The following is a 22,567-nucleotide window of genomic DNA, read 5'->3' on the forward strand; positions in this document are numbered from 1 at the left end:
TTAAGGGACACTAGTTGGCGCCTGTACCAATCTGGTGAATAACAGCCTGGAGGCCGGCGCTCGCCATGTGGCGGTTCGGGTAACCGAGGAAACCGGGGAACTGGTCATCCGGGTTGTGGACAACGGCCCAGGTTTTGAGCCCTCGGACGCTGCCCGGCTGACCGAAGCTTTTTATACAACCAAGTCCCATGGCACGGGTCTCGGCCTTGCGGTGGTGCAGGCCGTTATCAAGGCGCATCAGGGACGGTTTTCCATTGAATCGCCGGAGCAGGGCGGTGCTGTAGCCACCCTGCGTTTGCCGCAATTACGTAACAGACACTGATCGGAGGCAACCATGGCCAAGGCCCAGATTCTGATTGTTGAGGACGACCATGACCTGCGTGAAGCGCTGGTAACCACCCTCGAACTGGCAAAATTCCGGGTTCGGGAAGCATGCAATGCCAGCGAAGCCCTTGAGCGACTGGCCGAGGCTCCGGTGGATATGGTGGTCAGTGATGTCAACATGCCGGGTCTGTCAGGGCACCAGCTTCTGGCAGAGGTGCAGCGGTTGTACCCGGGCCTGCCGATGATGCTGATCACGGCCTATGGCCAGATCAGCGATGCGGTATCCGCCATGCAGGCCGGTGCTATCGATTATCTGGTGAAGCCATTCGAACCGCGTTTCCTGGTGGATGCCGTCAGCAAGGTTGTTGGCGGCGGGCGTGAGAAAGCCAGTGATGAACCGGTGGCAGAAGACCCGATCAGCAAGCGGATGTTCCAGCTGGCGACCAAAGTGGCCGGCAGCGATTCCACCGTCATGATCTCGGGGGAAAGCGGAACTGGGAAGGAAGTCCTTGCCCGGTTCATTCACCAGCAGTCCCCACGGTCAGAGCAGCCGTTCGTAGCGATCAACTGTGCTGCAATACCGGAAAACATGCTGGAGGCTATCCTGTTCGGTCACGAGAAAGGTGCCTTTACCGGTGCCGTCGCCTCCTCGCCCGGCAAATTCGAGCAGGCCAACGGCGGCACCATTCTGCTGGACGAGATTTCGGAGATGGATCTGGGGCTTCAGTCCAAGCTCTTGCGGGTATTGCAGGAGCGGGAAGTGGAGCGGGTTGGTGGTCGCAAAACCATCAGCCTGGATGTCCGTGTTGTAGCGACCACCAACCGGGATCTGGCGGATTACGTTCGCGAAGGCAAGTTCCGGGAAGACCTTTATTACCGTCTGACAGTGTTCCCGATGCACTGGCAGCCGCTCCGGGAGCGGCCGCTGGATATCATGCCACTGGCTACTTCGCTGCTTAAAAAGCATTGCCGCAAAATGAAGCTGACCGGGATTACCTTTGCCCAGGACGCAAAAAGTGCGCTTATGAATCATCAATGGCCGGGGAATGTGCGGGAGCTGGACAATGCCATCCAGCGAGCGCTGGTGCTGCACCAGGGAAATGTCATTCACTCTGGCGATCTGTGTCTGGAGCTGGGCATCACCGGCCGGCCGGACCTTCGCAGCGCGGCGCCGGTTTCGATGACCGAAACCGTTGCCAACATAGCAGCGGGCGAGCCGGATATTTCAGACTCTGGCTTTTCCCCCCTAGACGAACCTTCTCATTTGCGCAGTGACGAGCCGGAGGGCGCGGTTTCGCTGGGAGATGATCTGAGGCAGCAGGAATTCCGTATTATTATTCAGACACTCCGGAAAGAGCGTGGGCGTCGCAACAGGGCCGCAGAGCAATTGGGGATCAGCCCCCGCACGCTCAGGTACAAGCTGGCCCAGATGCGCGACGCCGGAATCGATCTGGACGCCGAGATGGCCTTGGTCTGACCCCCTGCAAGACGAACTCCTTCATTGGCACCCCTCGGGGTGCCGTTTTTTTATCTTCGATTCCCCATGCCGGTGGGGTCATCCTGCCCCTCGTCAAAAGTCCGTCATGGAACTTTCAAGATTCCGTCCTTTGGTTCATAACCATCTGATATTTATATCTAAAATCTACTTGGCCTGCCAATTGCTTTACTGGAGCTAAGATCATCCCAAGAGCAATTCCGTCCCTGGGAGGGCGGAGCCAGGAGAGAGTTATGGTTCAGCGTGCCGACATCAACAGTGTTTTGTCCGATATCCGGTCCCTGCGTTCACAGATGATGCAGAACCAGCGGGTCGAGCAGGATCAATCGGTTCGTGGTCGCATAGACGGCCCTCGCCAGGTTCAGGAAACCCAGGAGACGCCCAGCTTCAATGACATGCTTAGCAACGCGGTGAACAACGTGAACGACCTCCAGAAAACGGCTGGGGATCTGCGAACCGCCTACGACATGGGCGATCCGAACGTAGACATCACCCGTGTGATGATTGCCGCCCAGAAATCCTCTGTCTCCTTCGAAGCGCTGACCCAGGTACGTAACCGGGTGGTTCGGGCCTACGAAGACATTATGAACATGCCGATCTGATAACGGAGCAGAGTCATGGCCAGCGTACCTGCAGAAACCAATGCCTCCAACATGCCCGCAGCCCGGGAGGGAGACGCGCCAGAGAGCCGCAGCGACCTGTTCATGGGGTTCAACCGGCTCAACCTGCTGCGCCAGATCGGGCTTATGGTGGGGCTTGCCGCCAGCGTGGCGCTGGGGCTGGCGGTCGTGCTCTGGGCTCAGGAGCCGAACTATCAGCCGGTGGTGGGTGATCTTTCATCCTACAATCCCCAGGATGTGACCACCATCCTCGAAAGCAACGGTATCGACTACAAGATGGATCCGCGTACCGGCGCATTGCTGGTTCCCTCGGATCAGGTCTACAACGCCCGTTTGAAGCTGGCGGCCGAAGGTGTCACCGATCGTCAAACCATGGGCTACGAGCTGCTGGACCAGGAGCGTGGTCTCGGCACGTCGCAGTTTATGGAAACCATCTCATACCGGCGCGGGCTTGAGGGTGAGCTTGCCCGCACCGTTGCCAGCATGCGTGGCGTTCGGAATGCCCGTGTGCACCTGGCTATCCCGGAGCGCTCTGTCTTTGTTCGCGATGCCCGTGATCCCTCTGCCTCGGTGTTTCTTGAAGTTTTCGCTGGTCGCCGGCCAGAACAGGAACAGATCAACGCTATTGTGAATCTGGTTGCCGGCAGTGTTCCCATGATGAGCAAGGAACACGTAACCGTTGTCGATCAAAACGGCAATCTGTTGACGGGCAAGCAAAGTCAGAGCAGTGCGGATCAGATGGCGGACCAATACGAATACACCGCCAAAGTCGAGGAGCGTCTGACACGTCGGGTTGCCTCTCTCATCGGACCCATCGTGGGTGATGGCCGCTATCGTGCCGAAGTGTCGGCGGATCTCGATTTCTCCTCGGTGGAGCAGGCAGAGGAATTGTTCAACCCCGAACAGCAGGCGGTGCGCAGTGAGCGTGAGCTGACCGAACGGCGCACTGCCGGCGCACAGGGCGGCATTCCCGGTGCGCTGGCAAACCAGCCGCCGGCTAATGCTACGGTGCCAGAGCAGGCTGCCGGCGGTGATGGTGAGCAGGCGGCGCCAGCACCGGTCAACGTGCGAAGTGAATCCACGCGGAATTATGAAATGGATCGTACTGTCAGCTACCGACGTCAGGAGCTGGGCAGAGTCAAGCGGGTGACCGTGGCTCTGGCGGTGGACGACATGAAAGTAGTGGATCCACAAACGGGCGAAGTCAGCTACGAGCCCTGGCCGGAGCAGGAGCTGCAGCGGCTCAGCATGCTGGTTCGGGACGCCGTGGGCTATTCAGCTGCCCGGGGTGACAGTGTTACGGTGATGAATACCGCATTTGCGCAGGAAGAATCCGTTGAATTCGAGGCTCCGGCCTTCTGGGAACAGCCCTGGTTCTGGGATCTGATGAAGCAAGTGCTCGCAGGCCTGGTGATTCTGGTGCTTGTGCTGGGGTTGCTGCGCCCAACGCTTAAAAGCCTGTCCGGCGGTGGCCAGCGGGAACGCGGCCTGGATTCCGGCTCCGGCAGTGGCGGTGGTTACGGGGGCCTTGATGACATCGAGGGTGGAGATGAGCTCCGCAAGGCCATGTCCGCCCAGGATGATCTGCTTTTGCCGGGTGCCACAGACGGTTATGATAGGCAGCTGAACGCATTGAAAGGGCTGATTGCCGAAGACCCGGCGCGGGTCGCACAGGTAATGCGCCAGTGGGTGAACGTCGATGACTGAGCAAGCCAATCAACAGGGTGGCGGTGAGCCGTCAAAGCCGCAGCGAAAAATTCCGCGTGTGGAGCAGGCTGCGATTCTGCTCATGTCACTGGGCGAAGCGGATGCCGCAGAAATCCTCAAGCACATGGGCCCCAAAGAGGTCCAGCGTGTGGGCGTGGCCATGGCCCAGATGAAGGATGTCAGCAAGGACGAAGTGACCTACGTGATGAACCAGTTTGTTGATGCCGTAGGCGGGCAGACCGGGCTTGGCGTAGGCAATGACGAGTACATCCGGACGATGCTCACCCAGGCGCTCGGCGACGACAAGGCATCCAGCCTGATCGATCGCATCCTGATTGGCGGCAATACCACCGGCCTCGATACTCTCAAGTGGATGGAGCCCCGGGCCGTTGGCGACATCATTCGCTATGAACACCCGCAAATCCAGGCCATTGTTATTTCCTACCTGGATCCGGATCAGGCCGCTGAAATTCTTGGCACCCTGGATGAGAAGGTCCGCCTTGATGTGATGATGCGTGTTGCGTCACTGGAGAGTATCCAGCCCCAGGCCTTGCAGGAACTCAACGATATCCTGGAGAAGCAGTTCTCGGGTGGCGCCGCCTCCCAGACCAGCCGCATTGGCGGGGTCAAGCGCGCAGCGGACATCATGAACTTCATGGATCGGAGCATCGAAGGCAATCTGATGGATTCCATAAAGGATATGGATCCGGACCTTGCCAGCACCATCGAAGACCTGATGTTCGTGTTCGATAACCTAAAGGAAGTGGACGACCGCGGAATCCAGGCGCTGTTGCGGGAAGTGTCCTCGGAAGTGCTGGTGGTGGCCCTCAAGGGCGCCGACGAGGAGGTTCAGAACAAGATCTTCAAGAACATGTCCAAACGCGCTGCGGAATTGCTGCAGGATGATCTTGAGGCCAAGGGGCCGGTCAAGGTCAGCGAAGTTGAATCCGCCCAGAAAGACATTATCACCATTGCACGCCGTATGGCCGAGGCCGGTGAAATCTCCCTCGGCGGTGCCGGCGAAGAAATGATGTGATGAAAGATTCCACCCGTGACGTCAATCGCATTCCCAAGGAACAGCTGACCGCCTATGAACGGTGGGAGCTGCCCCTGCTGGATGCCCGTGGCAATGAAGTAGCGCGGGAAGAGGAGCGCGAGGTCAAGCCCCTCACCGCCGCCGACATTGACGAGATTCGCGAGGCGGCCCGGGAAGACGGCTATAACGAGGGCCGGGAACAGGGTTACCAGGATGGCCTGAAGGCCGGCAAAGAGGAAGGCCACCAGGAGGGGCTGGAAACCGGCCTGGCAGAGGGCAGGGAGCAAGGCAAAAGTCAGGGCTACGACGATACCCGCAAGGAAATCGACACCAAGCTTGACCGTCTCGAACATCTACTCGGTGAGTTACTGCTGCCGATCAAGCGCCACGAGGACGAACTTGAAACCTCTCTGGTCAACCTGACCACGGTTCTGGCCCGGGCGGTGGTCTATCGTGAACTGACCATCGACTCCTCCCAGATCCGTCACGTGGTTCGCCGCGCCATGGAGGCGCTACCCTCCACCGCGGAAAACATCCGCATCCATATAAACCCGGAAGACTGTGAAATGGTTCGCGAGGTGACCGCCCGCCTCGAAGCGTCCGCTTCCGTCATTGAAGACGCCAGTATTCTGCCCGGTGGCTGTAAGGTGGAAACCCGTCACAGCCTGGTGGATTTCACGGTTGAGAAACGTTTCCAGCGGGCCGTGCAGAGCATGCTGGACCAGCAGATGAGCGACAGTGAGGGCGGAGAAACCGAGGAACTGGACTCCATGATGGAAGACTTGACCGGTTTCCATCGGGACGTGCTGGATTCCCCGGAGACCGGGGATTCCTCAGACGATCCGAAGCCGGCGCAAAATACAGGTGACGGTGATGACCTCGAGCCTCGCTGATCGCCTCAACCGCTTTCAGGAGTTTCTGGGAAGCGAGCCCGAGCCTGAACTTTCCGGCCGACTGACCCGCATGGTGGGCCTTACCCTCGAATGTGTCGGCTGCCCCATGGTGGTCGGTGACCGCTGTGTCATTTTTGGCCAGAACACCGGTAATGTTGAGGCGGAAGTGGTGGGCTTTGAGGACGACCGGGTGTATCTGATGCCCCTGACAGCAATCGAGGGGCTCAAGCCCGGTGCCAGGGTTGTGCCTCTGTCTGCCGCAAGCCGGGTGCCGGTTGGCCCCCAGCTGCTTGGCCGGGTGGTCGATGGCAGTGGCGAGCCCCTGGACGGAAAAGGCCCCTTGCAGGCCGAAGCCAGCGTGGCGCTCACCGGCGATATTATCAACCCGCTGAACCGCGCCCCGGTGCGGCAGTCGATGGATGTGGGTATACGGGCGATCAATGCGTTGATGACCGTCGGCCAGGGGCAGCGCCTGGGTCTGTTTGCCGGCAGCGGCGTGGGCAAGAGTATGTTGCTGGGCATGATGACCCGCTTTACCGATGCCGACATCACCGTGGTGGGCCTGATTGGTGAGCGGGGCCGCGAGGTAAAGGAGTTTATCGAAGACATCCTGGGCGAAGAGGGCCTTTCCCGCTCGGTGGTGGTGGCCGCGCCCGCGGACGATTCGCCACTGATGCGGTTGCGCGCCGCCATGCTGACCACCCGGATTGCCGAGTATTACCGGGATCAGGGCAAACGCGTGCTCCTGTTGATGGATTCTCTTACCCGTTACGCCCAGGCCCAGCGGGAAATTGCGCTGGCCGTGGGTGAGCCGCCGGCGACCAAAGGCTACCCGCCCTCGGTATTTGCCAAACTGCCCCAGTTGGTGGAGCGAACCGGCAATGGTCGCCCCGGAGGTGGTTCTATCACGGCGTTCTACACCGTACTGACCGAAGGCGATGACCAGCAGGATCCGATTGCAGACGCTGCCCGGGCGATTTTGGATGGCCACATCGTACTCTCCCGCCGGCTTGCCGAAGAGGGACACTACCCCGCCATTGATGTGGAAGCGTCGATCAGCCGGGTGATGCCGCAGGTAACCGAGACCGAACATTTTTCCAGGGCCCAGCGATTCAAGCAGGTGTACTCACGGTACCAGCAGGCCCGGGATCTGATCTCTGTCGGCGCTTACGTGAAGGGTTCCGATCCCGAGACCGATTTTGCCATCACTCACATCGGTAATATGCGCCAGTTCCTGCAGCAGGGCCTGAATGAGAGTGCACCACTGAAGGAAAGTGTTGACCAGTTGCTGGCGGTGGTGCCAGAGCGTCGATCCCCCGATCGGCGTAAGTCGGCCGTGCCGAATCCGGCAGCTGGCGGCGGAGGTGATGCCTGATGCTGCGTTCCCGGCGTCTGGAAGTGGTTCTTTCCCTGGAGGAGCGCAAGGAGCAGGAAGCCCTGGAGCGAATGGGAGAGGCCAGGAAGCTGGCGGAGCAGCAGCGCGAACAGGTCCAGAACCTGAATCGCTACCAGCAGGAGTACCGGGATCAGATTCGCAACAGCCAACAGGGGATTGTGCAGGTGTCCAGGCTCCAGGCGTGGCAGGCCTTTATTGCGCAACTGGATCAGGTAATCCGGCAGCAACAGACGCAGCTGGAGCAGGCGGAAAAGGTCTTCGAGGCGCGCAAAAAGGAATGGCAGCACGCCTGGGAGCGCCGGCGTGGCATGGAAAAATACATAGAAACCTGCCGCCAGCAGGAGCAGAGGGAGCAGGATCTCCGGGAACAGAAGCTTTCGGATGAGGCCGCGGGGCGGGCTTTTAACCAACGTCGACGCTGAATCTTGCTCCGCATCAAGCAAATACAGATGCAAAATCAGACCACTCAGCTATCCTTACCGGATGTAGGGCTGGTAGAACACGCCGGTCAAATGCTGCTCTTGATAGCCCGGGAGGTTTTGGAATGCCGATCCAGACGCGCCGCTATGATGACGGTCAGACTCTTGTTATCAGGATAGAGGGGCGTTTCGACTTCAGCACCCATCAGGCGTTCCGTGATGCTTACGAGCACGGTGATCCGCACATCCGGAATTACATTGTGGATCTGTCTGACACCACCTACCTCGATAGCTCGGCGCTGGGAATGCTGTTGTTGCTCCGTGATTATGCCGGAGGTGACAGTGCCGGAATCGTCATCGAAAACTGCAATAACGATGTCCGTCGTATCCTTTCAATCTCCAATTTCGAGCAACTTTTCAATATCCGCTGATGCTCGCGGACTGCCGGAGTACTCATGGATGATTCCGTTGCAGAACATAGCCGTCCCCTGAGAATACTGATCGCTGACGATTCAGACAGCGATCGCCTGATCCTCAAAACACTGCTGAAGCGACTGGGGCACGAAGTCCTTGATGTTGCAAACGGACTGGACGCGGTCTCTGTTTTCCAGCGGGAGGCGCCGGATCTGGTGCTGCTGGACGCCCTGATGCCTGTCATGGATGGCATGGAAGCGGCCCGTCAGATCAAGCTCCTGGCTGGCGAACGGCTGGTCCCCCTGATTTTCCTGACCTCCCTGTCTGAAGCCGGTGCCCTGGCCCGATGTCTGGAGGCCGGTGGCGATGACTTCCTGGGAAAGCCCTATAACCGGATCATCATTGAAGCCAAGATCAAGGCTTTCAACCGAATGCGATTGATGCACCGGACCCTCTCGGATCAGCGGGATCTCATTCGTGAGCGCAACCGACAACTTACCGAAGAGCAGGAAATCGCCAAACGGGTCTTCGATAACGTGGCTCATTCCGGCTGCCTGGATGCCTCCAATATTCGTTATCACGCTTCGCCCCTGTCCATTTTCAATGGTGATGTGTTGTTTGCCTCGCCCCGGCCGGCGGGCGGGATGCTGATCTTCATGGGGGATTTCACCGGCCATGGTCTGCCGGCTGCCATCGGCGCCATGCCTGTAGCCGAGATCTTCTACGGCATGGCCAATAAGGGTTTTAACGGCCAGGACGTGTTGCGCGAGATCAACCAGAAACTCAAACGGATTCTGCCGACGGGCATGTTCTGCTGTGGCGCCATGATTGAGGCGGATTTCAAACTTAATCAGTTGCAGATCTGGAACGGCGGTCTGCCGGATGGCTGGCTGATCCGGACCACCGGAGAACTCCTGGCATTGCCATCGCGGCATCTTCCCCTCGGTATCCTTGCACCAGATCAGTTCAATGCCGATTTCGAGAGGGTTGGTGCCGCCCCTGGCGACAGAGTGCTGATGATGACCGACGGCTTTCTGGAATCTGCCGACAGCGCCGGCAACGTGTTCGGTGAGCAGGGCGTTACCGGCACGCTTGACCGGCTGGACGATGGGGACCATCCGTTCGATGCCATGATGTCCGCGGTTCACCGGTTCACCGGCAACTTTGAGGATGGCGATGACCTGACGCTCTGTTGTCTGGAAATGATGGACGAGGCGGGGCTGGCTACCCTGCCAGATCGTGCCGCACCGTCTGCTCTTGCCGGGCCGGCGGAATGGCGCTGCAGCTATGAAATCCGGGAAAGGACCCTCGGAGAGTTCAGTCCCCTGCCTCTGTTGCTTCATATCTGTATGGAGGTGCCGGGTCTTCGACGGAAGAGCGGCGAAATCTATACCCTGCTGGCGGAACTCTACAACAACGCGCTGGAGCACGGTGTTCTGGAACTCCCGTCAGAATGGAAGCACTCACCGGAGGGCTTTGGCCGCTACTACGCGGAGCGCAATCGGCGCCTGGCCAACGTGGAGGGTCACTACATCCGGTTCACACTGCACCATTCCCTGAAACCGGATGGAGGTCGGCTTCGTGTTATCTGTGAGGACAGCGGCCAAGGGTTTGATTTTCACAATCATCCCAGCGTGGCCCCCGGTAATTCCCCAACCATGAGCGGGCGCTATGCAGGGCGGGGCCTGCTGCTGTTGAAACGTCTGGCGGAGACCATCAGGTTTCATGAACAGGGCAATCATGTTGAAATTGTCTACGATTGGCAGTTCGCCCGTACAGCGGAGAATCGAGATGACTGATAAACCACACCTGGACGAGGAGGCACTGGCTGAGCTTCGAGACGTCATGGAGGACGAATTCGAAGTGCTGATACAGACCTATGTTGCAGATTCCCGCGACAGGATTCGGGGATTGCAAGAAGCCCTGAGGGCTGACGATAGTGACGCCTTTGCCAAGACGGCCCATAGCTTCAAGGGCAGTTGTATCAATATTGGCGCCCCACGACTTGGCGATCTCTGCCTGAGGGCGGAAATCGCAGGAAAGGAATCCCGGCTGGACGATGCCTCGGGATTACTGGATGACATCGCCCGGGAATTCGAACAGGTAATCGCAGGCCTGGATGGCTTGATGGTGGGGTGAATCAGGTCTATTCAGGCCGTTTGTCAGGCGAAGCAGGTGTGCGCTGGCATCACAATTGCTTTGTCCTTCGCATTGAGTGGATTAACCGCCCATGCACCGGCCAAGTCCGGCAAGGTGAGGGCGACAATGCGATAAAAGCGGCAAGAGGTTGCCATGGCCCAGATGGTTCTTCCCCAAACCCCCGCGCCCGGGACGCAACAAGATCCCGGCCCGTCAAAATCCGGAGCCAGCCGAGATCCGGCTGACAGGAAAAGCGATTTCGACTCTGTCTCCCAGGCTGAGCAAAAGCGGCTCGATCGCCAGAAGGCGGATCGGGCCGCTGAGGCCAGATCTGCCGATGAATCCCGGGCGGCCCGGGACACACCTTCAGAGACGAAAACGGAAGCAAACGCGAACGCTGATCCAAAGGGTGGCGAAAAAGCCAACGCTGCCACGGATGCTGAATCACAGGACGCGGACTGGGCCGCTGTAGCAGGTGATGGCAAATCAGAGCCGACGGCGCTTCCCCTTACCTTTGTCGAGTTGCAGTCCTGGCTGAATCCAAAAGCCGGAGGTGCCGGTGAGTCCGCCATGTCAGCTACAATGCCGGGAGTCGGCGTCAATGCTGCCAACGGTGTTTCGGGCCAAGCGAATTCCGTTGCCGGATTGTTCAGTGGCCTTCTCACAGGGGCCTCGGGTCAGAAAGCTCAGTCCGGATCCGGCGGTGTTTCCGGCGATGCGACACTGACAGATGTCATGAAGGCCTCAGTGCTCACCGACTCCGGCCGCAATGCGGATTCCGGCTCGTTGATCAATTCTGGCCGCTTCCAGTCCGCCATGGATCTGGTGTCCCAGCAAGCGGCCAATAATGCCAATGGGGCAGCAAAACTGACGGCCGAGAACGCTGCGCCATTACGAGGTTATGCTACGTCCATTGATGTGCCGGTAGGCCATGCAGAGTGGGGCGACAAACTGGTGGGCAAGCTCAGCTGGCTGACTGCCCGTAACATGTCGGTTGCCGAAATCCACCTGACACCACCGGACATGGGCCCCATGGAGGTCAAGGTCCGGGTGCAGAACGAGCAGGCGAGTATTACGGTCCATTCGGCCAATCCCGTGGTCCGTGACCAGCTTGAACTGCATTCCCACCGGCTCAGGGATATGCTGGGTGAGCAGGGAATGTCGTTGGCAGGCTTCGATGTTTCCGATTCGCCTCGCCAGCAGACCGGCGAGCAGGGCACCGGAAACGATAATGGCTCCGGTGGCGGTTCGGCATCGCTGGTCGCTGGCGATCAGGACGATGAAGGCATCAGCTCCGGCAGCCTTGATCTCAGCTGGAAAGGCGAAGTAGACATCTTCGCCTGATACCCTTCGATATTCTCTTCCAATCTCCTTTGCCCATCCTTCCCGGCAACGCTAAACTGCTGTTCTGAACGGGAAGGTTGGGTGTTCTGGCCCGCCCTTTGCATCCAATCCTGAAAAGTCGCGGAAAATTGCTCCCCGTGACGGATTTCTGGCAAAGCGAACATTATGGCTGAAAATAACGAATCTGAAGCGGCTCCTGCCAAGAAGGGAAAACTGAAACTGATCATCATGCTGGTTGTGGTGGTGATCCTGGCCATTGTGCTGTCTGTGGTGGGTACCCTGTGGTTCCTGGGCGGCGGTCTTCCGGGCATGGGGGAGGAAGAGGGTGACGCAACCGAGGTTGCAGAGGAAACCTTTATTCCCAGCAGCTACTACCAGATGGAAAAAGCCATCGTTACCACGGTTCAGGCTGAGGGTCGCCAACGCTACGCCCAGGCTTATCTGGCGCTGGAGTCCACCGATCCACAGGCGCTTGAAGCTGCCAAGCTGCACATGCCTCTCATTCGAAGCCAGCTGGTGACAGTCCTTGGTAGCAGTAACTTCAACGAGCTGCAGACGCCCGAGGGCCGCAGTGGCCTGGCCGAGCGGATGCTAACCACGGTGAATCAGGTTCTGGAGCAGGAAGGCGAGCCCGCCATCAAACGGGTGTTATTCAGAAATTTTGTCGTGCAATAGCGCACGGGCCACGGTACTTCAGGGGCAGGACTACGTATGCAGGACTTGTTGTCACAGGATGAAATCGATGCCCTCCTCCACGGGGTGGATGACGGTGACATTGATACCTATGAAGAGACTGATGATACCGGTATAAAGTCCTACGACCTTGCCAGTCAGGACCGCATCGTTCGGGGCCGGATGCCGACCCTGGAAATGATCAACGAGCGCTTTGCCCGTTACACCCGCATCAGCCTGTTCAACCTGATGCGTCGCAACGCCGATGTCTCCACCGGCGGCGTGCAGATCATGAAGTTCGGCGAGTATATTCACACCCTCTACGTGCCCACCAGTCTCAACCTGTGTAAGGTTCGCCCGCTTCGTGGCACCTCCCTGTTCGTCCTGGATGCCAAGCTGGTGTTCAAGCTGGTGGACAATTTCTTTGGCGGGGAGGGGCGGCACGCCAAGATCGAGGGTCGCGAGTTCACCCCGACCGAGACCCGCATCGTGCAGATGGTTCTGGATCAGGTGTTCCACGATATGAAGGAAGCCTGGCACGCGGTCCTCAAGGTGGATTTCGAGTACCTGAGCTCAGAAGTGAACCCGGCCATGGCCAACATCGTCAGCCCCAGTGAGGTGGTCGTGGTCAGCACCTTCCACATTGAACTCGACGGCGGCGGCGGTGAGCTGCATTTTGCCTTGCCCTATTCCATGATCGAGCCCATCCGCGACGTGCTCGATGCCGGGGTTCAGAGTGATATTGACGATGTTGATGAGCGCTGGGTGAACGCGCTCCAGGAAGACATCAAAGAGGTCAATGTACCGATCAACACGACGGTCTGTCGCCGTCGGATCTCGTTGCGGGATATTGCCAAGCTGAAGGCTGGCGACATTATCCCGGTGGAGGTGCCCGAGCATTTGACGGTCACCGCCAACGGCATCCCCGTTTACAAGGCAACTCTGGGGACCCGTGACGGGAAACTGGCACTGCGGATTCATGAGCGGGCATCAAGGCCCAAGGTAAAGAAACAATTGAAGGTGGGACGCAATGGCTGACGACGACAAGAAAGACGAGCAGGAGCTCAGCGAAGACGAAAAGCTGGCTGCCGAGTGGGAAGCCGCCATGGAAGAGTCCGGTGATGAGGGCGAACGCGAGGACGAGTGGGCCGCTGCGATGGCAGAGGCCGGCGAGACCGGAGAGGCCGAAGACGATGTTCAGGCTGCGCCCATGGAGGAATTCGAGACCGGAAGCGAACCCTCCATGGGTGGTGGTCCTGCTCCGGATATCGACGTCATTCTCGATATACCGGTCACCATTTCCATGGAAGTGGGCAACACCCAGATCCCGATACGGAACCTGCTGCAACTGAACCAGGGCTCGGTTATCGAACTGGACAGGCTTGCGGGCGAACCGCTGGACGTGCTGGTAAACGGTACCCTGATCGCCCATGGCGAGGTGGTCATGGTGAATGAAAAGTTCGGCATCCGTCTCACCGATGTGATCAGCCCGGGCGAACGTATCAAGCGGTTGCAGAAGTAAAATGTGGTCCAAATCCATTGCGGTACTGGCGCTGCTGCTGATCAACCCGGCCTTTGCCCAGGAAACTGCCAAGACGGTTGCCCCTGATTCACCCGTGCGAGCCCCGGATACCGTTGGCACCATTGTCAGCCTGGGGTTGGGGCTGGTGGCAGTGATTGCCGTGATCTATGGCTGCGCCTGGATTATCCGCCGTATGAATGGCATGACCGGCATGAACAACAACGCCATCAAGGTGGTGTCGGTGATGGCCATTGGTGCTCGCGAGCGTATCGCGCTGATTGAGGTGGGCGGCCAGCAGATCCTGTTGGGTATTACCCCATCGGCGATCCGGACCCTGCATGTGTTTGACGACCCGGTTGTCGAGGCTGGCAGCGCCGGCTCCAGTGATTTTGCCCGGCGTCTGCAGGGCATGATCGGCAAATCCTGGACTTCCCCGACAAGGAACGACTAGCCCCATGCTTGCGGCAACCATCAAGCGACTGCTTCCATCCCTGATTGTCTTGGCGGGCTTTGTCTGGGCGCCACTGGCGCTGGCTCAGGAGCCTTCCGGCATCCCTGGTATACCGGCTTTCACAGTGACGCCCGGAGAAGGCGAAGGCGCGCAGGAATACTCGGTAACCCTGCAGATCCTGGCGCTGATGACAGCGCTGACGTTCCTGCCGGCCATGCTCATGATGATGACGTCTTTTACCCGCATCATCGTTGTGTTTGCGATCCTGCGCCAGGCAATTGGCCTGCAATCCACACCGTCGAACCAGATTCTTCTCGGCCTGGCCCTGTTTCTCAGCATCTTCATCATGAAACCGGTGCTGGAAGAGGCCAACCGGGTGGCGCTGCAACCCTACATGCAGGAGGAAGTAACCTCCCTGGAGGCGGTCGAGCTGGCAAGCCAACCGTTCCGGAAATTCATGCTGGAACAGACCCGTGAGAGCGATCTGGCCCTGTTCATGCGGATCTCCGACACACAGTACGATACACCGCAGGACGTGTCCTTCTGGATACTGATGCCGGCATTCGTAACCAGTGAGCTCAAAACCGCGTTCCAGATCGGGTTTATCCTGTTCATCCCGTTCCTGATTATCGATATGGTGGTGGCCAGTGTTCTCATGGCCATGGGTATGCTGATGCTGTCGCCGATCATCATTTCCCTGCCGTTCAAGATCATGCTCTTTGTTCTGGTGGATGGCTGGGCCCTGATCATGGGCACACTCGCCGCCAGTTACGGAATATAGGAGGCATCATGACTCCGGAAACCGTTATCGACATTCTGCGCGAAGCCCTGTGGATGATCGTGCTTCTTGCCTCGATCATCATCGGCCCGGGGCTGGTGATTGGTCTTGTGGTCAGTACCTTCCAGGCTGCCACCCAGATTAACGAACAGACCCTGAGCTTCCTGCCGCGCCTGCTGGTTACGTTGATTGTCATCATCGTCTGGGGCCCCTGGATGCTCACGCAGTTGCTGGATCATGCCAACCGGTTGTTCGGCAACATACCCTACCTGATTGGCTGACGGATGATACCGGCGGAGATCAGCGCGGATGTGATCGGCCAATGGGTCGGCCAGCACCTCTGGCCGCTGTTCCGCCTGGCCAGCTTCCTGATGGTGATCCCCATTTTCGGTGCCCAGCTGGTGCCGGCCCGGATCCGTCTCGGGCTGGCCTTGCTGATGACCATACTCATCGCGCCCATGATACCGCCCGTTCCTCAGGTGGAAGCCCTGAGCGCCGATGCCGTGGTCATTACCCTGCAGCAGATACTCATCGGCGTCGGCATGGGCTTTGCGCTGACCGCACTCTGGCAGTTGTTCGTGATTGCCGGCCAGATGATCGCCATGCAGATGGGGCTGGGCTTTGCCTCAATGGTCGATCCGGCCAACGGTGTGAACGTGCCCGTACTGTCCCAGATTTACACCATCACCATCACCCTGTTGTTCCTGGCCATGAACGGCCACCTGGTTGCCTTTGAAGTGTTTATAGAAAGCTTCCGGACCCTACCTATTGGGATGGAAGGCCTAGGCCAGACCGGAGTCTGGGAACTGGCCCACCGGATCAGCTGGATGTTCGCCTCCGCCATGCTCCTGGCGTTGCCGGCGGTTACCGCCGTGCTGATCGTCAACATCTCCTTTGGTGTCATGACGCGCGCCGCTCCCCAGATGAACATCTTCGCGTTGGGTTTCCCGATTGGCCTGATTTTTGGATTGTTTGCCATATGGGTGCTGCACGCCAATTTTCTGCCGCACTTCGATCAGTACGCCCGGGAAACCTTTGATTTCATGCGGGGATTGCAGGGGCAGCCGTAGAGATTTATGGCCGAAGAAGACGACAACAGTCAGGAAAAAACGGAAGAGGCCACCCCCCGAAGGCTCGAAAAGGCCAAGGAGGAGGGCCAGACTGCGCGCTCAAAAGAGCTGGCCACCATGGCCGTCCTCCTGGCAGGCGCCGGCGGCATGCTGATGTTCGGCGCCAGCCTGGGAGCCTCGTTGGAGGCGATCATGCGAGATAGCTTCGTTATCGAACGCTCCGCCATCTTCGACATGCGCCACATGAGCGTGCAGCTCATTGAATCCTCCAAGGAAGCGGCCTGGGCTCTCTCTCCCATTCTGGTATTACTGCTGATCGCCGCTATCTTCGGCTCCATCGGCATCGGCGGCCTGCTGATCAGCGGCAAAGCCGTGGCCCCGAAACTCAATCGCATGGACCCCATCAAGGGCCTCGGGCGCATGTTCTCAATGCGCTCCCTTATCGAGCTGGTAAAGGCCATTGCCAAGGTCGGTCTGGTAATGGCCTTGGCCATTCTGATCCTCGATCTACGCACGGAAGACTTGTTGGCCATTGCCGAGGAGCCGGTGGTGCCGGCCATGGAACATGTACTCTGGACCATCGCCTGGAGCTTTTTCCTGCTTTCCTGCGCCACCATCATCATCGCGGCGATCGACGTACCCTTCCAGATCTACGATCACCAGAAAAAACTGCGCATGACCAAGCAGGAGGTGAAAGACGAATACAAGGACACCGAGGGCAAACCCGAGGTCAAAGGCAAGATCCGCCAACTCCAGCGTGAAATGGCCCAGCGCCGGATGATGCAGGACGTGCCCACCGCAGACGTGGTGATCACCAACCCGACCCACTATGCCGTTGCCATGAAGTACGATCAGAAGGCGATGGCTGCGCCGATTGTGGTGGCCAAGGGGGCCGATGAGGTGGCCTTCAAGATCATGGAGATTGCCCGGGAAAACAAAGTCGAGATTCTGAGAACGCCGCCGCTGACCCGGGCGGTGTACCACAACACCGACATCGGCGAGGAGATTCCCGATGGCCTGTACATGGCCATTGCCCAGGTGCTCGCCTATGTGTTCCAGCTTCGGCAGTTCCGCAAGGGGCGTGGGCCTAAGCCCGGTATGCCTGATTTCCCGATTCCCTCGGACTTGCGGCGCGACGTCTAGTTTGGAGCTGGGTTTCTTTTGGTAGCCTGCGGGTTTGGGAGTTAGCGCGGTTGTGGGTGGCCTTTTCAGGACACGCTACGAGCACATCCATGTGCGCTTGACTGTGGCCATCCATGGCCACAGACAGTCCTTAAAAGGCCACCCACAACCACTTATCAACCCCCCCCCCTCGATATCGCTGAAAAATACTCATCCAACTCACGATCTTTTGGCGGATTCCCGTCAGGTTTGCGAGGTTCGTGGGGCTGCCTCCCAAAAATGTCGGCGGCCATGGATGGCCGACGCCAAGCGCACATGGATGTGCTCGTAGCGGTTTTTGGGAGGCAGCCCCACGAACCTCTTTCCCCTGAAACTGCAGGCTAGGGCAGGAGTCAACTGGCTAGATCAGCAGCCAGCCTCAATAACCCGAACCATCGGCTCCCCGCGGCTTTCAGGGATTGGCAGGATCCCATACCAGGACCTCGGGTCATGGACCGTGGTCGAGGTAAAGCCGCAGGACAGGAAGTGCTTGCGGGCCTGCTCGTCGGTCTGGAAGTGGAACGATACCTCGCTACGGGTAACGGCCCCGAGGACGCCACCGAGCACTTTGAGGGTAGTGTTCAGCACCGGCTGGCGGGGTTGGTAGTAGCTTTCGGAGAGGTAAACCGAACCCGGGCGTTTGGCCATGGCGGCGGCCAGTCGGCCCGTGGCCATCAGGCGGAGGGCCTTGCGGGCGGCCATGTCGGGCAGATCGGCTTCGACCATGTGGAGCAGAGGGTGTTTCTGCCGTAACCGAATGCCGCGGGGGGACATGGCCGGAGCTGTCAGTCGGCTTTCTGCTCATAAACGGCTTTACCCCAGGCCTCGCGGCTGCCGGGGAGGATCAGGTTCAGGATGATGGCGGTCACTGCGCACAGCGCAATGCCTTCCAGGTTGCCAAGAACCATGCCGCCAATGCCGAACACCAGGGTGACACCCACGATCACCAGGTTGCGAGACTGTGACAGATCCACCTGGTGACGGATCAGTGTGTTAAGGCCGACCACGGCAATGGAGCCGAACAGCAGGCACAGGATGCCGCCCATGACGGGGACCGGGATGGTCTGCAGTGCCGCGCCGAACTTGCCAACGAAGGCCAGTACGATGGCGACACAGGCAGCCCACCACATGACCTTGGGGTTGAAATTCTTGGTGAGCATAACGGCGCCGGTGACTTCCGAGTAGGTGGTGTTGGGCGGTCCTCCAAGCATGGAGGCGGCGCTGGTGGCCAGGCCGTCACCCAGCAGGGTGCGGTGCAGGCCCGGCTTTTCCAGGTAGTTCTTTCGGGTCACGTTGCCGATGGCCAGCACGTCACCGATGTGTTCAATGGCCGGGGCAATGGCGACGGGGATCATGAACAGCACGGCGCCCCAGCTGAATTCCGGCGCAACAAAGTTGGGAACGGCGAACCAGGCGGCGTCCCGGATTGGCGTGGTATCCACGATACCGGCAAACGCGGAGAGGATGTAGCCGGTGATAACGCCGAACATGATCGGAATCAGCCGGAAAATGCCTTTCGACCAGACCGACATGATGATGGTTACGGCCAGCGAGATCATGGCGATCCAGATCGCCGTGTCGTAGGGAATCAGCTGGTTGGCGCCATCACCGGTGCGGCCGGAGGCCATGTGAACGGCAACCGGCGCCAGGCCGAGACCGATAGTCATGATCACCGGGCCGATAACCACTGGCGGCAGCAGGCGGCGGACAAAGCCGGTGCCCCGCAGCCGCACCAGTCCACTGAGGAAAATATAGAGAATACCCGCTGCCATCAGGCCGCCGAGTGTCTCTTCCATGCCGAACTTGCCTTTGGAGGCAATCACGGGGGCAATAAAGGCGAAGGACGACGCGAGGAAAATCGGGATCTGACCGCCGGTCACCACGTGAAAGATCAGGGTGCCCAGGCCGGCGGTGAACAGGGCCACGTTGGGATCCAGCCCGGTAATCAGTGGCATCAGAACCAGCGCGCCGAACGCCACCAGCAGCATCTGGGAGCCAGCAATGGCCTGTTTCCAGACCGGGTCGTTGGTATGGTCCTGCATTCTTAAACGTCCTTTTGCTTGGTGCCGAAGATTTTGTCGCCGGCATCGCCGAGACCCGGAAGGATGTAGCCTTTGTCGTTGAGGCGCTCATCAACGGAGGCGGTGTAGATAGACACGTCCGGATGTTTTTCCAGAACCTTTTCAACACCTTCGGGCGCGGCAACCAGCACCAGGGCCCGGATCTCGGTGCTGCCGGCCTTCTTGAGCAGGTCAATGGTGGAGATCATTGAGCCGCCGGTGGCGAGCATCGGATCGACAATCATGGCCATACGCTGGTCCAGTTCGCCCACCAGCTTTTCAAGGTAGGTGCTGGCCTCGAGGGTTTCCTCGTTGCGGATCTGGCCGACAACACTGACCCGGGCCACCGGAATCAGGCTGAGGACACCGTCAAGCATGCCAAGGCCGGCCCGCAGGATCGGCACGATGGTGACCTTCTTGCCGTGAATCTGTTCCACGTTAACCGGCCCTGCCCAGCCTTCGATGGTCTTTTCCTGCAGATTGAAGTCTTTGGTGGCCTCGTAGGTCAGGAGTGCACCGACTTCCTGTGCCAGCTCCCGGAAATTCTTGGTGCTGATATCCGCACGGCGCATGATGCCGAGCTTGTGGCGGATCAGGGGGTGTTTTACCTCGTGGATTGGCATGGGGTCACCTGTGTGTCTGGTTGGAGTTTTGCGTCGCGATCAAATGGCGCAAGGATACCGCATCTGGCAAGGGGAGTCAGGCCGAAAATGGCCGGTTCCGTGCAATCCACTAAGGGCTGGTACGGATCTTGCGATAACCCTTCCAAACGACGCCCCGGTGTCAGATTTTCGACCTTCTAAACGCCTGCAGGCACGGCCAATCGGAGAAGTATCCGGCATGGACAGAGCTTTAGTCCTCAATAACGTCAAAACCCTGACACGGGGCAATCTTGGCATTCCCATCATGCTGATGGGCTTGCTGGGCATGATGATCCTGCCCATGCCCGCGTTCCTGCTGGACGTGTTCTTTACCTTCAACATCACTTTGTCGATCGTCATTCTGCTGGTGTGTGTGTACGCACTGCGGCCCATGGAGTTTGCCTCTTTTCCGACGGTTCTTCTGGTGGCCACGCTGTTGCGTCTTGCCCTGAACGTCGCGTCCACCCGGATTGTTCTGCTCAATGGCCACGAGGGCGGTGACGCCGCCGGTAAGGTGATTGAATCCTTCGGTGCGGTACTGATCGGTGGTAACTATGCCGTGGGTCTGGTGGTGTTTGCGATCCTGATGATCATCAACTTCCTGGTGGTGACCAAGGGCGCCGGCCGGGTGTCCGAGGTGAGTGCCCGTTTTACCCTGGATGCCATGCCCGGCAAACAGATGGCCATTGATGCGGACCTGAACGCCGGCCTGATCAATCAGGACGAAGCCAAGCATCGTCGTGCCGAGATTGCCCAGGAAGCAGATTTTTACGGTTCCATGGACGGTGCGTCCAAGTTTGTGAAAGGCGATGCTGTCGCTGGCCTGCTGATCCTTGCCATCAACATCGTCGGCGGGATCGCCATCGGTATGCTTCAGCACGATCTGGATTTCGGGCTGGCCATGGAGCGCTATGCGCTGCTGACCATTGGTGACGGCCTGGTGGCGCAGATTCCCTCGCTGCTGTTGTCTACATCGGCGGCGATCATGGTGACACGGGTTACTTCGAGCCAGGATATGGGCGGCCAGATCCTCCAGCAGATGTTCAGTGCGCCCAAGGCCCTGTCTATTGCTGCTGCGATCCTGATTATCCTGGGTCTGATTCCTGGTATGCCCCACGTGGCCTTCCTGGGTCTGGGGGTCCTGGCGGCCGGCGCTGCCTGGTATATCTGGAAGCACCAGAGACAGACCGTGGAGGAAGAGGGCGCATTCCCGGCCAGGGGCGCTGGCGGCGCAGCACCGCGGCCTGCAGGTCGGGATCTGCCGCCGGGCGGTGACGCTGGTGGCGATCAGGGTCGTCAGCTGCCGGCACCCGGAGAGACCAAGGAGCTGGGCTGGGACGACGTGTCCACCGTCGATATCGTCGGTCTGGAAGTGGGTTACCGGCTGATTCCGCTGGTCGACAAGTCCCAGGGTGGCCAGTTGCTCAGCCGCATCAAGGGGGTTCGTAAAAAGCTGTCCCAGGATCTGGGCTTCCTGATGCCTTCGGTCCATATTCGCGACAATCTGGATCTGATGCCCAACGTCTACCGCATCACCCTGATGGGGGTGACCATTGCCGAGGCGGAAATCCATCCGGACCGCGAACTGGCCATCGACCCGGGTCAGGTATTCGGAAAGATAGAGGGCATTGAAGGCAAGGATCCGGCGTTCGGTCTGGATGCCAGCTGGATTGAGCCGGACAAGAAAGACCAGGCCCAGACGCTCGGCTATACCGTGGTTGATGCCAGTACGGTGGTCGCCACCCATCTGAACCAGGTGCTGCAGAAACACGCCCACGAACTGCTGGGCCATGAGGAAGTCCAGAAGTGGCTGGATCAGCTGGAGAAGATTTCTCCGAAGCTGGCCGAGGAACTGGTGCCCACCACCGTTTCCATCAGTCTGCTGCTGAAAGTACTGCAGAACCTCCTGAAGGAGGAGGTGCCGATCCGGGATATGCGGTCCATTGCCGAGGCCATCGTGAACGTGCATCCGAAGAGCCAGGATCCGAAGCTGCTGACCACCGTAGCCCGGCAGTCCCTGCGCCGGATGATTGTTCAGAGCATCTGCGGCAACGAATCGGAGATACCGGTCATCACCCTGGACCCGGATCTGGAACAGTTATTGCTAAAGTCAGTTCAGCAGAGTCAACAATCCGGCGGTCAGGAAGATATTGGCCTGGTTCTGGAGCCGAATATGGTTGAAAAGCTCCAGCGCTCCCTGCAGGAGAGTGTTCAGCGCCAGGAGATGCTCGGCAAGCCGGCCATTCTGCTGGTTTCCGGGCCCCTGAGGCCGGTACTGGCGAAGTTTGCCAGTTATGGGGTAGAGCGCCTGCATGTGCTCTCGTACCAGGAAATTCCGGATAACAAACAGATTACGATCGTGGCGTCCGTTGGCCAGTAACGGCGCGGATGACAGAGCGGACAGCGCCGGCACGGCGTTGCCGGT

General features: G+C 59.1%; 23 protein-coding genes and 1 pseudogene. 21 read left to right on the forward strand and 3 right to left on the reverse strand.

The window, feature by feature from the left end; translation table 11 throughout:
• Positions 1-25 precede the first annotated feature (25 nt).
• The 20 genes and pseudogenes from KYE_RS10410 to flhB all read left to right on the forward strand — a co-directional run.
• Positions 26-322, forward strand: a pseudogene (locus KYE_RS10410) (ATP-binding protein); the annotation flags it as partial.
• Positions 323-334: 12 nt separating this feature from the next.
• A complete protein-coding gene (locus KYE_RS10415) occupies positions 335-1,801 on the forward strand; it encodes a sigma-54-dependent transcriptional regulator (protein ID WP_008173057.1) in 1,467 nt (488 codons plus the stop codon).
• Between the two features lie 251 nt (positions 1,802-2,052).
• A complete protein-coding gene (gene fliE / locus KYE_RS10420; protein ID WP_008173058.1) occupies positions 2,053-2,421 on the forward strand; it encodes a flagellar hook-basal body complex protein FliE in 369 nt (122 codons plus the stop codon).
• Positions 2,422-2,436: 15 nt separating this feature from the next.
• Positions 2,437-4,146 carry a flagellar basal-body MS-ring/collar protein FliF gene (fliF, locus tag KYE_RS10425; protein WP_008173059.1) on the forward strand — a complete coding sequence of 570 codons (1,710 nt, stop codon included), beginning with the start codon at positions 2,437-2,439 and terminating at the stop codon, positions 4,144-4,146.
• A complete protein-coding gene (gene fliG / locus KYE_RS10430; protein WP_008173060.1) occupies positions 4,139-5,182 on the forward strand; it encodes a flagellar motor switch protein FliG in 1,044 nt (347 codons plus the stop codon). The genes fliF and fliG overlap by 8 nt, the downstream gene beginning before the upstream one ends.
• Entirely contained in the window at positions 5,182-6,075 is an 894-nt protein-coding gene (locus KYE_RS10435) for a flagellar assembly protein FliH (RefSeq protein WP_008173061.1), read from the forward strand. Before fliG ends, KYE_RS10435 begins: the two co-directional genes overlap by 1 nt.
• Positions 6,056-7,450: a flagellar protein export ATPase FliI gene (fliI, locus tag KYE_RS10440; RefSeq protein WP_008173063.1), complete on the forward strand. Its 1,395-nt coding sequence runs from the start codon at positions 6,056-6,058 to the stop codon at positions 7,448-7,450. The genes KYE_RS10435 and fliI overlap by 20 nt, the downstream gene beginning before the upstream one ends.
• Positions 7,450-7,893: a flagellar export protein FliJ gene (gene fliJ, locus KYE_RS10445; RefSeq protein WP_008173065.1), complete on the forward strand. Its 444-nt coding sequence runs from the start codon at positions 7,450-7,452 to the stop codon at positions 7,891-7,893. Before fliI ends, fliJ begins: the two co-directional genes overlap by 1 nt.
• Before the next feature lie 122 nt (positions 7,894-8,015).
• Positions 8,016-8,321, forward strand: a complete 306-nt coding sequence (locus KYE_RS10450; RefSeq protein WP_008173066.1) for an STAS domain-containing protein — start codon at positions 8,016-8,018, stop codon at positions 8,319-8,321.
• A 24-nt stretch (positions 8,322-8,345) separates the two neighbouring features.
• Positions 8,346-10,103 carry a PP2C family protein-serine/threonine phosphatase gene (locus KYE_RS10455; RefSeq protein WP_008173067.1) on the forward strand — a complete coding sequence of 586 codons (1,758 nt, stop codon included), beginning with the start codon at positions 8,346-8,348 and terminating at the stop codon, positions 10,101-10,103.
• Positions 10,096-10,443 (forward strand): Hpt domain-containing protein, encoded by a 348-nt coding sequence (locus tag KYE_RS10460; RefSeq protein ID WP_008173068.1) that lies wholly within the window; start codon positions 10,096-10,098, stop codon positions 10,441-10,443. Before KYE_RS10455 ends, KYE_RS10460 begins: the two co-directional genes overlap by 8 nt.
• Positions 10,444-10,596: 153 nt before the next feature.
• Positions 10,597-11,787, forward strand: a complete 1,191-nt coding sequence (locus KYE_RS10465) for a flagellar hook-length control protein FliK (protein WP_008173069.1) — start codon at positions 10,597-10,599, stop codon at positions 11,785-11,787.
• A 165-nt stretch (positions 11,788-11,952) separates the two neighbouring features.
• Positions 11,953-12,462 carry a flagellar basal body-associated protein FliL gene (gene fliL / locus KYE_RS10470; protein WP_008173070.1) on the forward strand — a complete coding sequence of 170 codons (510 nt, stop codon included), beginning with the start codon at positions 11,953-11,955 and terminating at the stop codon, positions 12,460-12,462.
• 36 nt (positions 12,463-12,498) lie between these two features.
• Entirely contained in the window at positions 12,499-13,497 is a 999-nt protein-coding gene (gene fliM / locus KYE_RS10475) for a flagellar motor switch protein FliM (protein ID WP_008173071.1), read from the forward strand.
• Positions 13,490-13,981 (forward strand): flagellar motor switch protein FliN, encoded by a 492-nt coding sequence (gene fliN / locus KYE_RS10480; protein WP_008173072.1) that lies wholly within the window; start codon positions 13,490-13,492, stop codon positions 13,979-13,981. Before fliM ends, fliN begins: the two co-directional genes overlap by 8 nt.
• A 1-nt stretch (position 13,982) precedes the next feature.
• The gene (gene fliO, locus KYE_RS10485; protein WP_008173073.1) at positions 13,983-14,432 is read left to right on the forward strand and encodes a flagellar biosynthetic protein FliO; all 450 of its coding nucleotides are present in this window, start codon (positions 13,983-13,985) and stop codon (positions 14,430-14,432) included.
• Between the two features lie 4 nt (positions 14,433-14,436).
• On the forward strand, positions 14,437-15,213 hold the full coding sequence (gene fliP / locus KYE_RS10490; protein ID WP_008173074.1) for a flagellar type III secretion system pore protein FliP: 777 nt from the start codon (positions 14,437-14,439) through the stop codon (positions 15,211-15,213).
• 8 nt (positions 15,214-15,221) lie between these two features.
• The gene (fliQ, locus tag KYE_RS10495) at positions 15,222-15,491 is read left to right on the forward strand and encodes a flagellar biosynthesis protein FliQ (RefSeq protein ID WP_008173075.1); all 270 of its coding nucleotides are present in this window, start codon (positions 15,222-15,224) and stop codon (positions 15,489-15,491) included.
• Positions 15,492-15,494: 3 nt separating this feature from the next.
• Complete coding sequence (gene fliR, locus KYE_RS10500; RefSeq protein ID WP_008173076.1) at positions 15,495-16,280, forward strand: flagellar biosynthetic protein FliR; 786 nt, start codon at positions 15,495-15,497, stop codon at positions 16,278-16,280.
• Between the two features lie 6 nt (positions 16,281-16,286).
• On the forward strand, positions 16,287-17,423 hold the full coding sequence (gene flhB, locus KYE_RS10505; RefSeq protein WP_008173077.1) for a flagellar biosynthesis protein FlhB: 1,137 nt from the start codon (positions 16,287-16,289) through the stop codon (positions 17,421-17,423).
• A 384-nt stretch (positions 17,424-17,807) separates the two neighbouring features.
• Here flhB and KYE_RS10510 read toward each other — a convergent pair whose 3' ends face one another.
• The 3 genes from KYE_RS10510 to upp are packed head-to-tail and all read right to left on the reverse strand — an operon-like array spanning position 17,808 to position 20,124.
• A complete protein-coding gene (locus tag KYE_RS10510; RefSeq protein ID WP_008173078.1) occupies positions 17,808-18,215 on the reverse strand; it encodes a hypothetical protein in 408 nt (135 codons plus the stop codon).
• 11 nt (positions 18,216-18,226) lie between these two features.
• Positions 18,227-19,483, reverse strand: a complete 1,257-nt coding sequence (locus KYE_RS10515; protein WP_008173079.1) for a uracil-xanthine permease family protein — start codon at positions 19,481-19,483, stop codon at positions 18,227-18,229.
• 2 nt (positions 19,484-19,485) lie between these two features.
• Positions 19,486-20,124, reverse strand: coding sequence for a uracil phosphoribosyltransferase (gene upp / locus KYE_RS10520; protein ID WP_008173081.1), 639 nt, complete (start codon positions 20,122-20,124; stop codon positions 19,486-19,488).
• A gap of 217 nt (positions 20,125-20,341) precedes the next feature.
• Here upp and flhA point away from each other — a divergent pair, with 217 nt between their 5' ends.
• Complete coding sequence (flhA, locus tag KYE_RS10525) at positions 20,342-22,522, forward strand: flagellar biosynthesis protein FlhA (protein ID WP_008173082.1); 2,181 nt, start codon at positions 20,342-20,344, stop codon at positions 22,520-22,522.
• Positions 22,523-22,567 lie beyond the last annotated feature (45 nt).

Source organism: Marinobacter manganoxydans MnI7-9 (assembly GCF_000235625.1).
GTDB classification, from domain to species: domain Bacteria; phylum Pseudomonadota; class Gammaproteobacteria; order Pseudomonadales; family Oleiphilaceae; genus Marinobacter; species Marinobacter manganoxydans.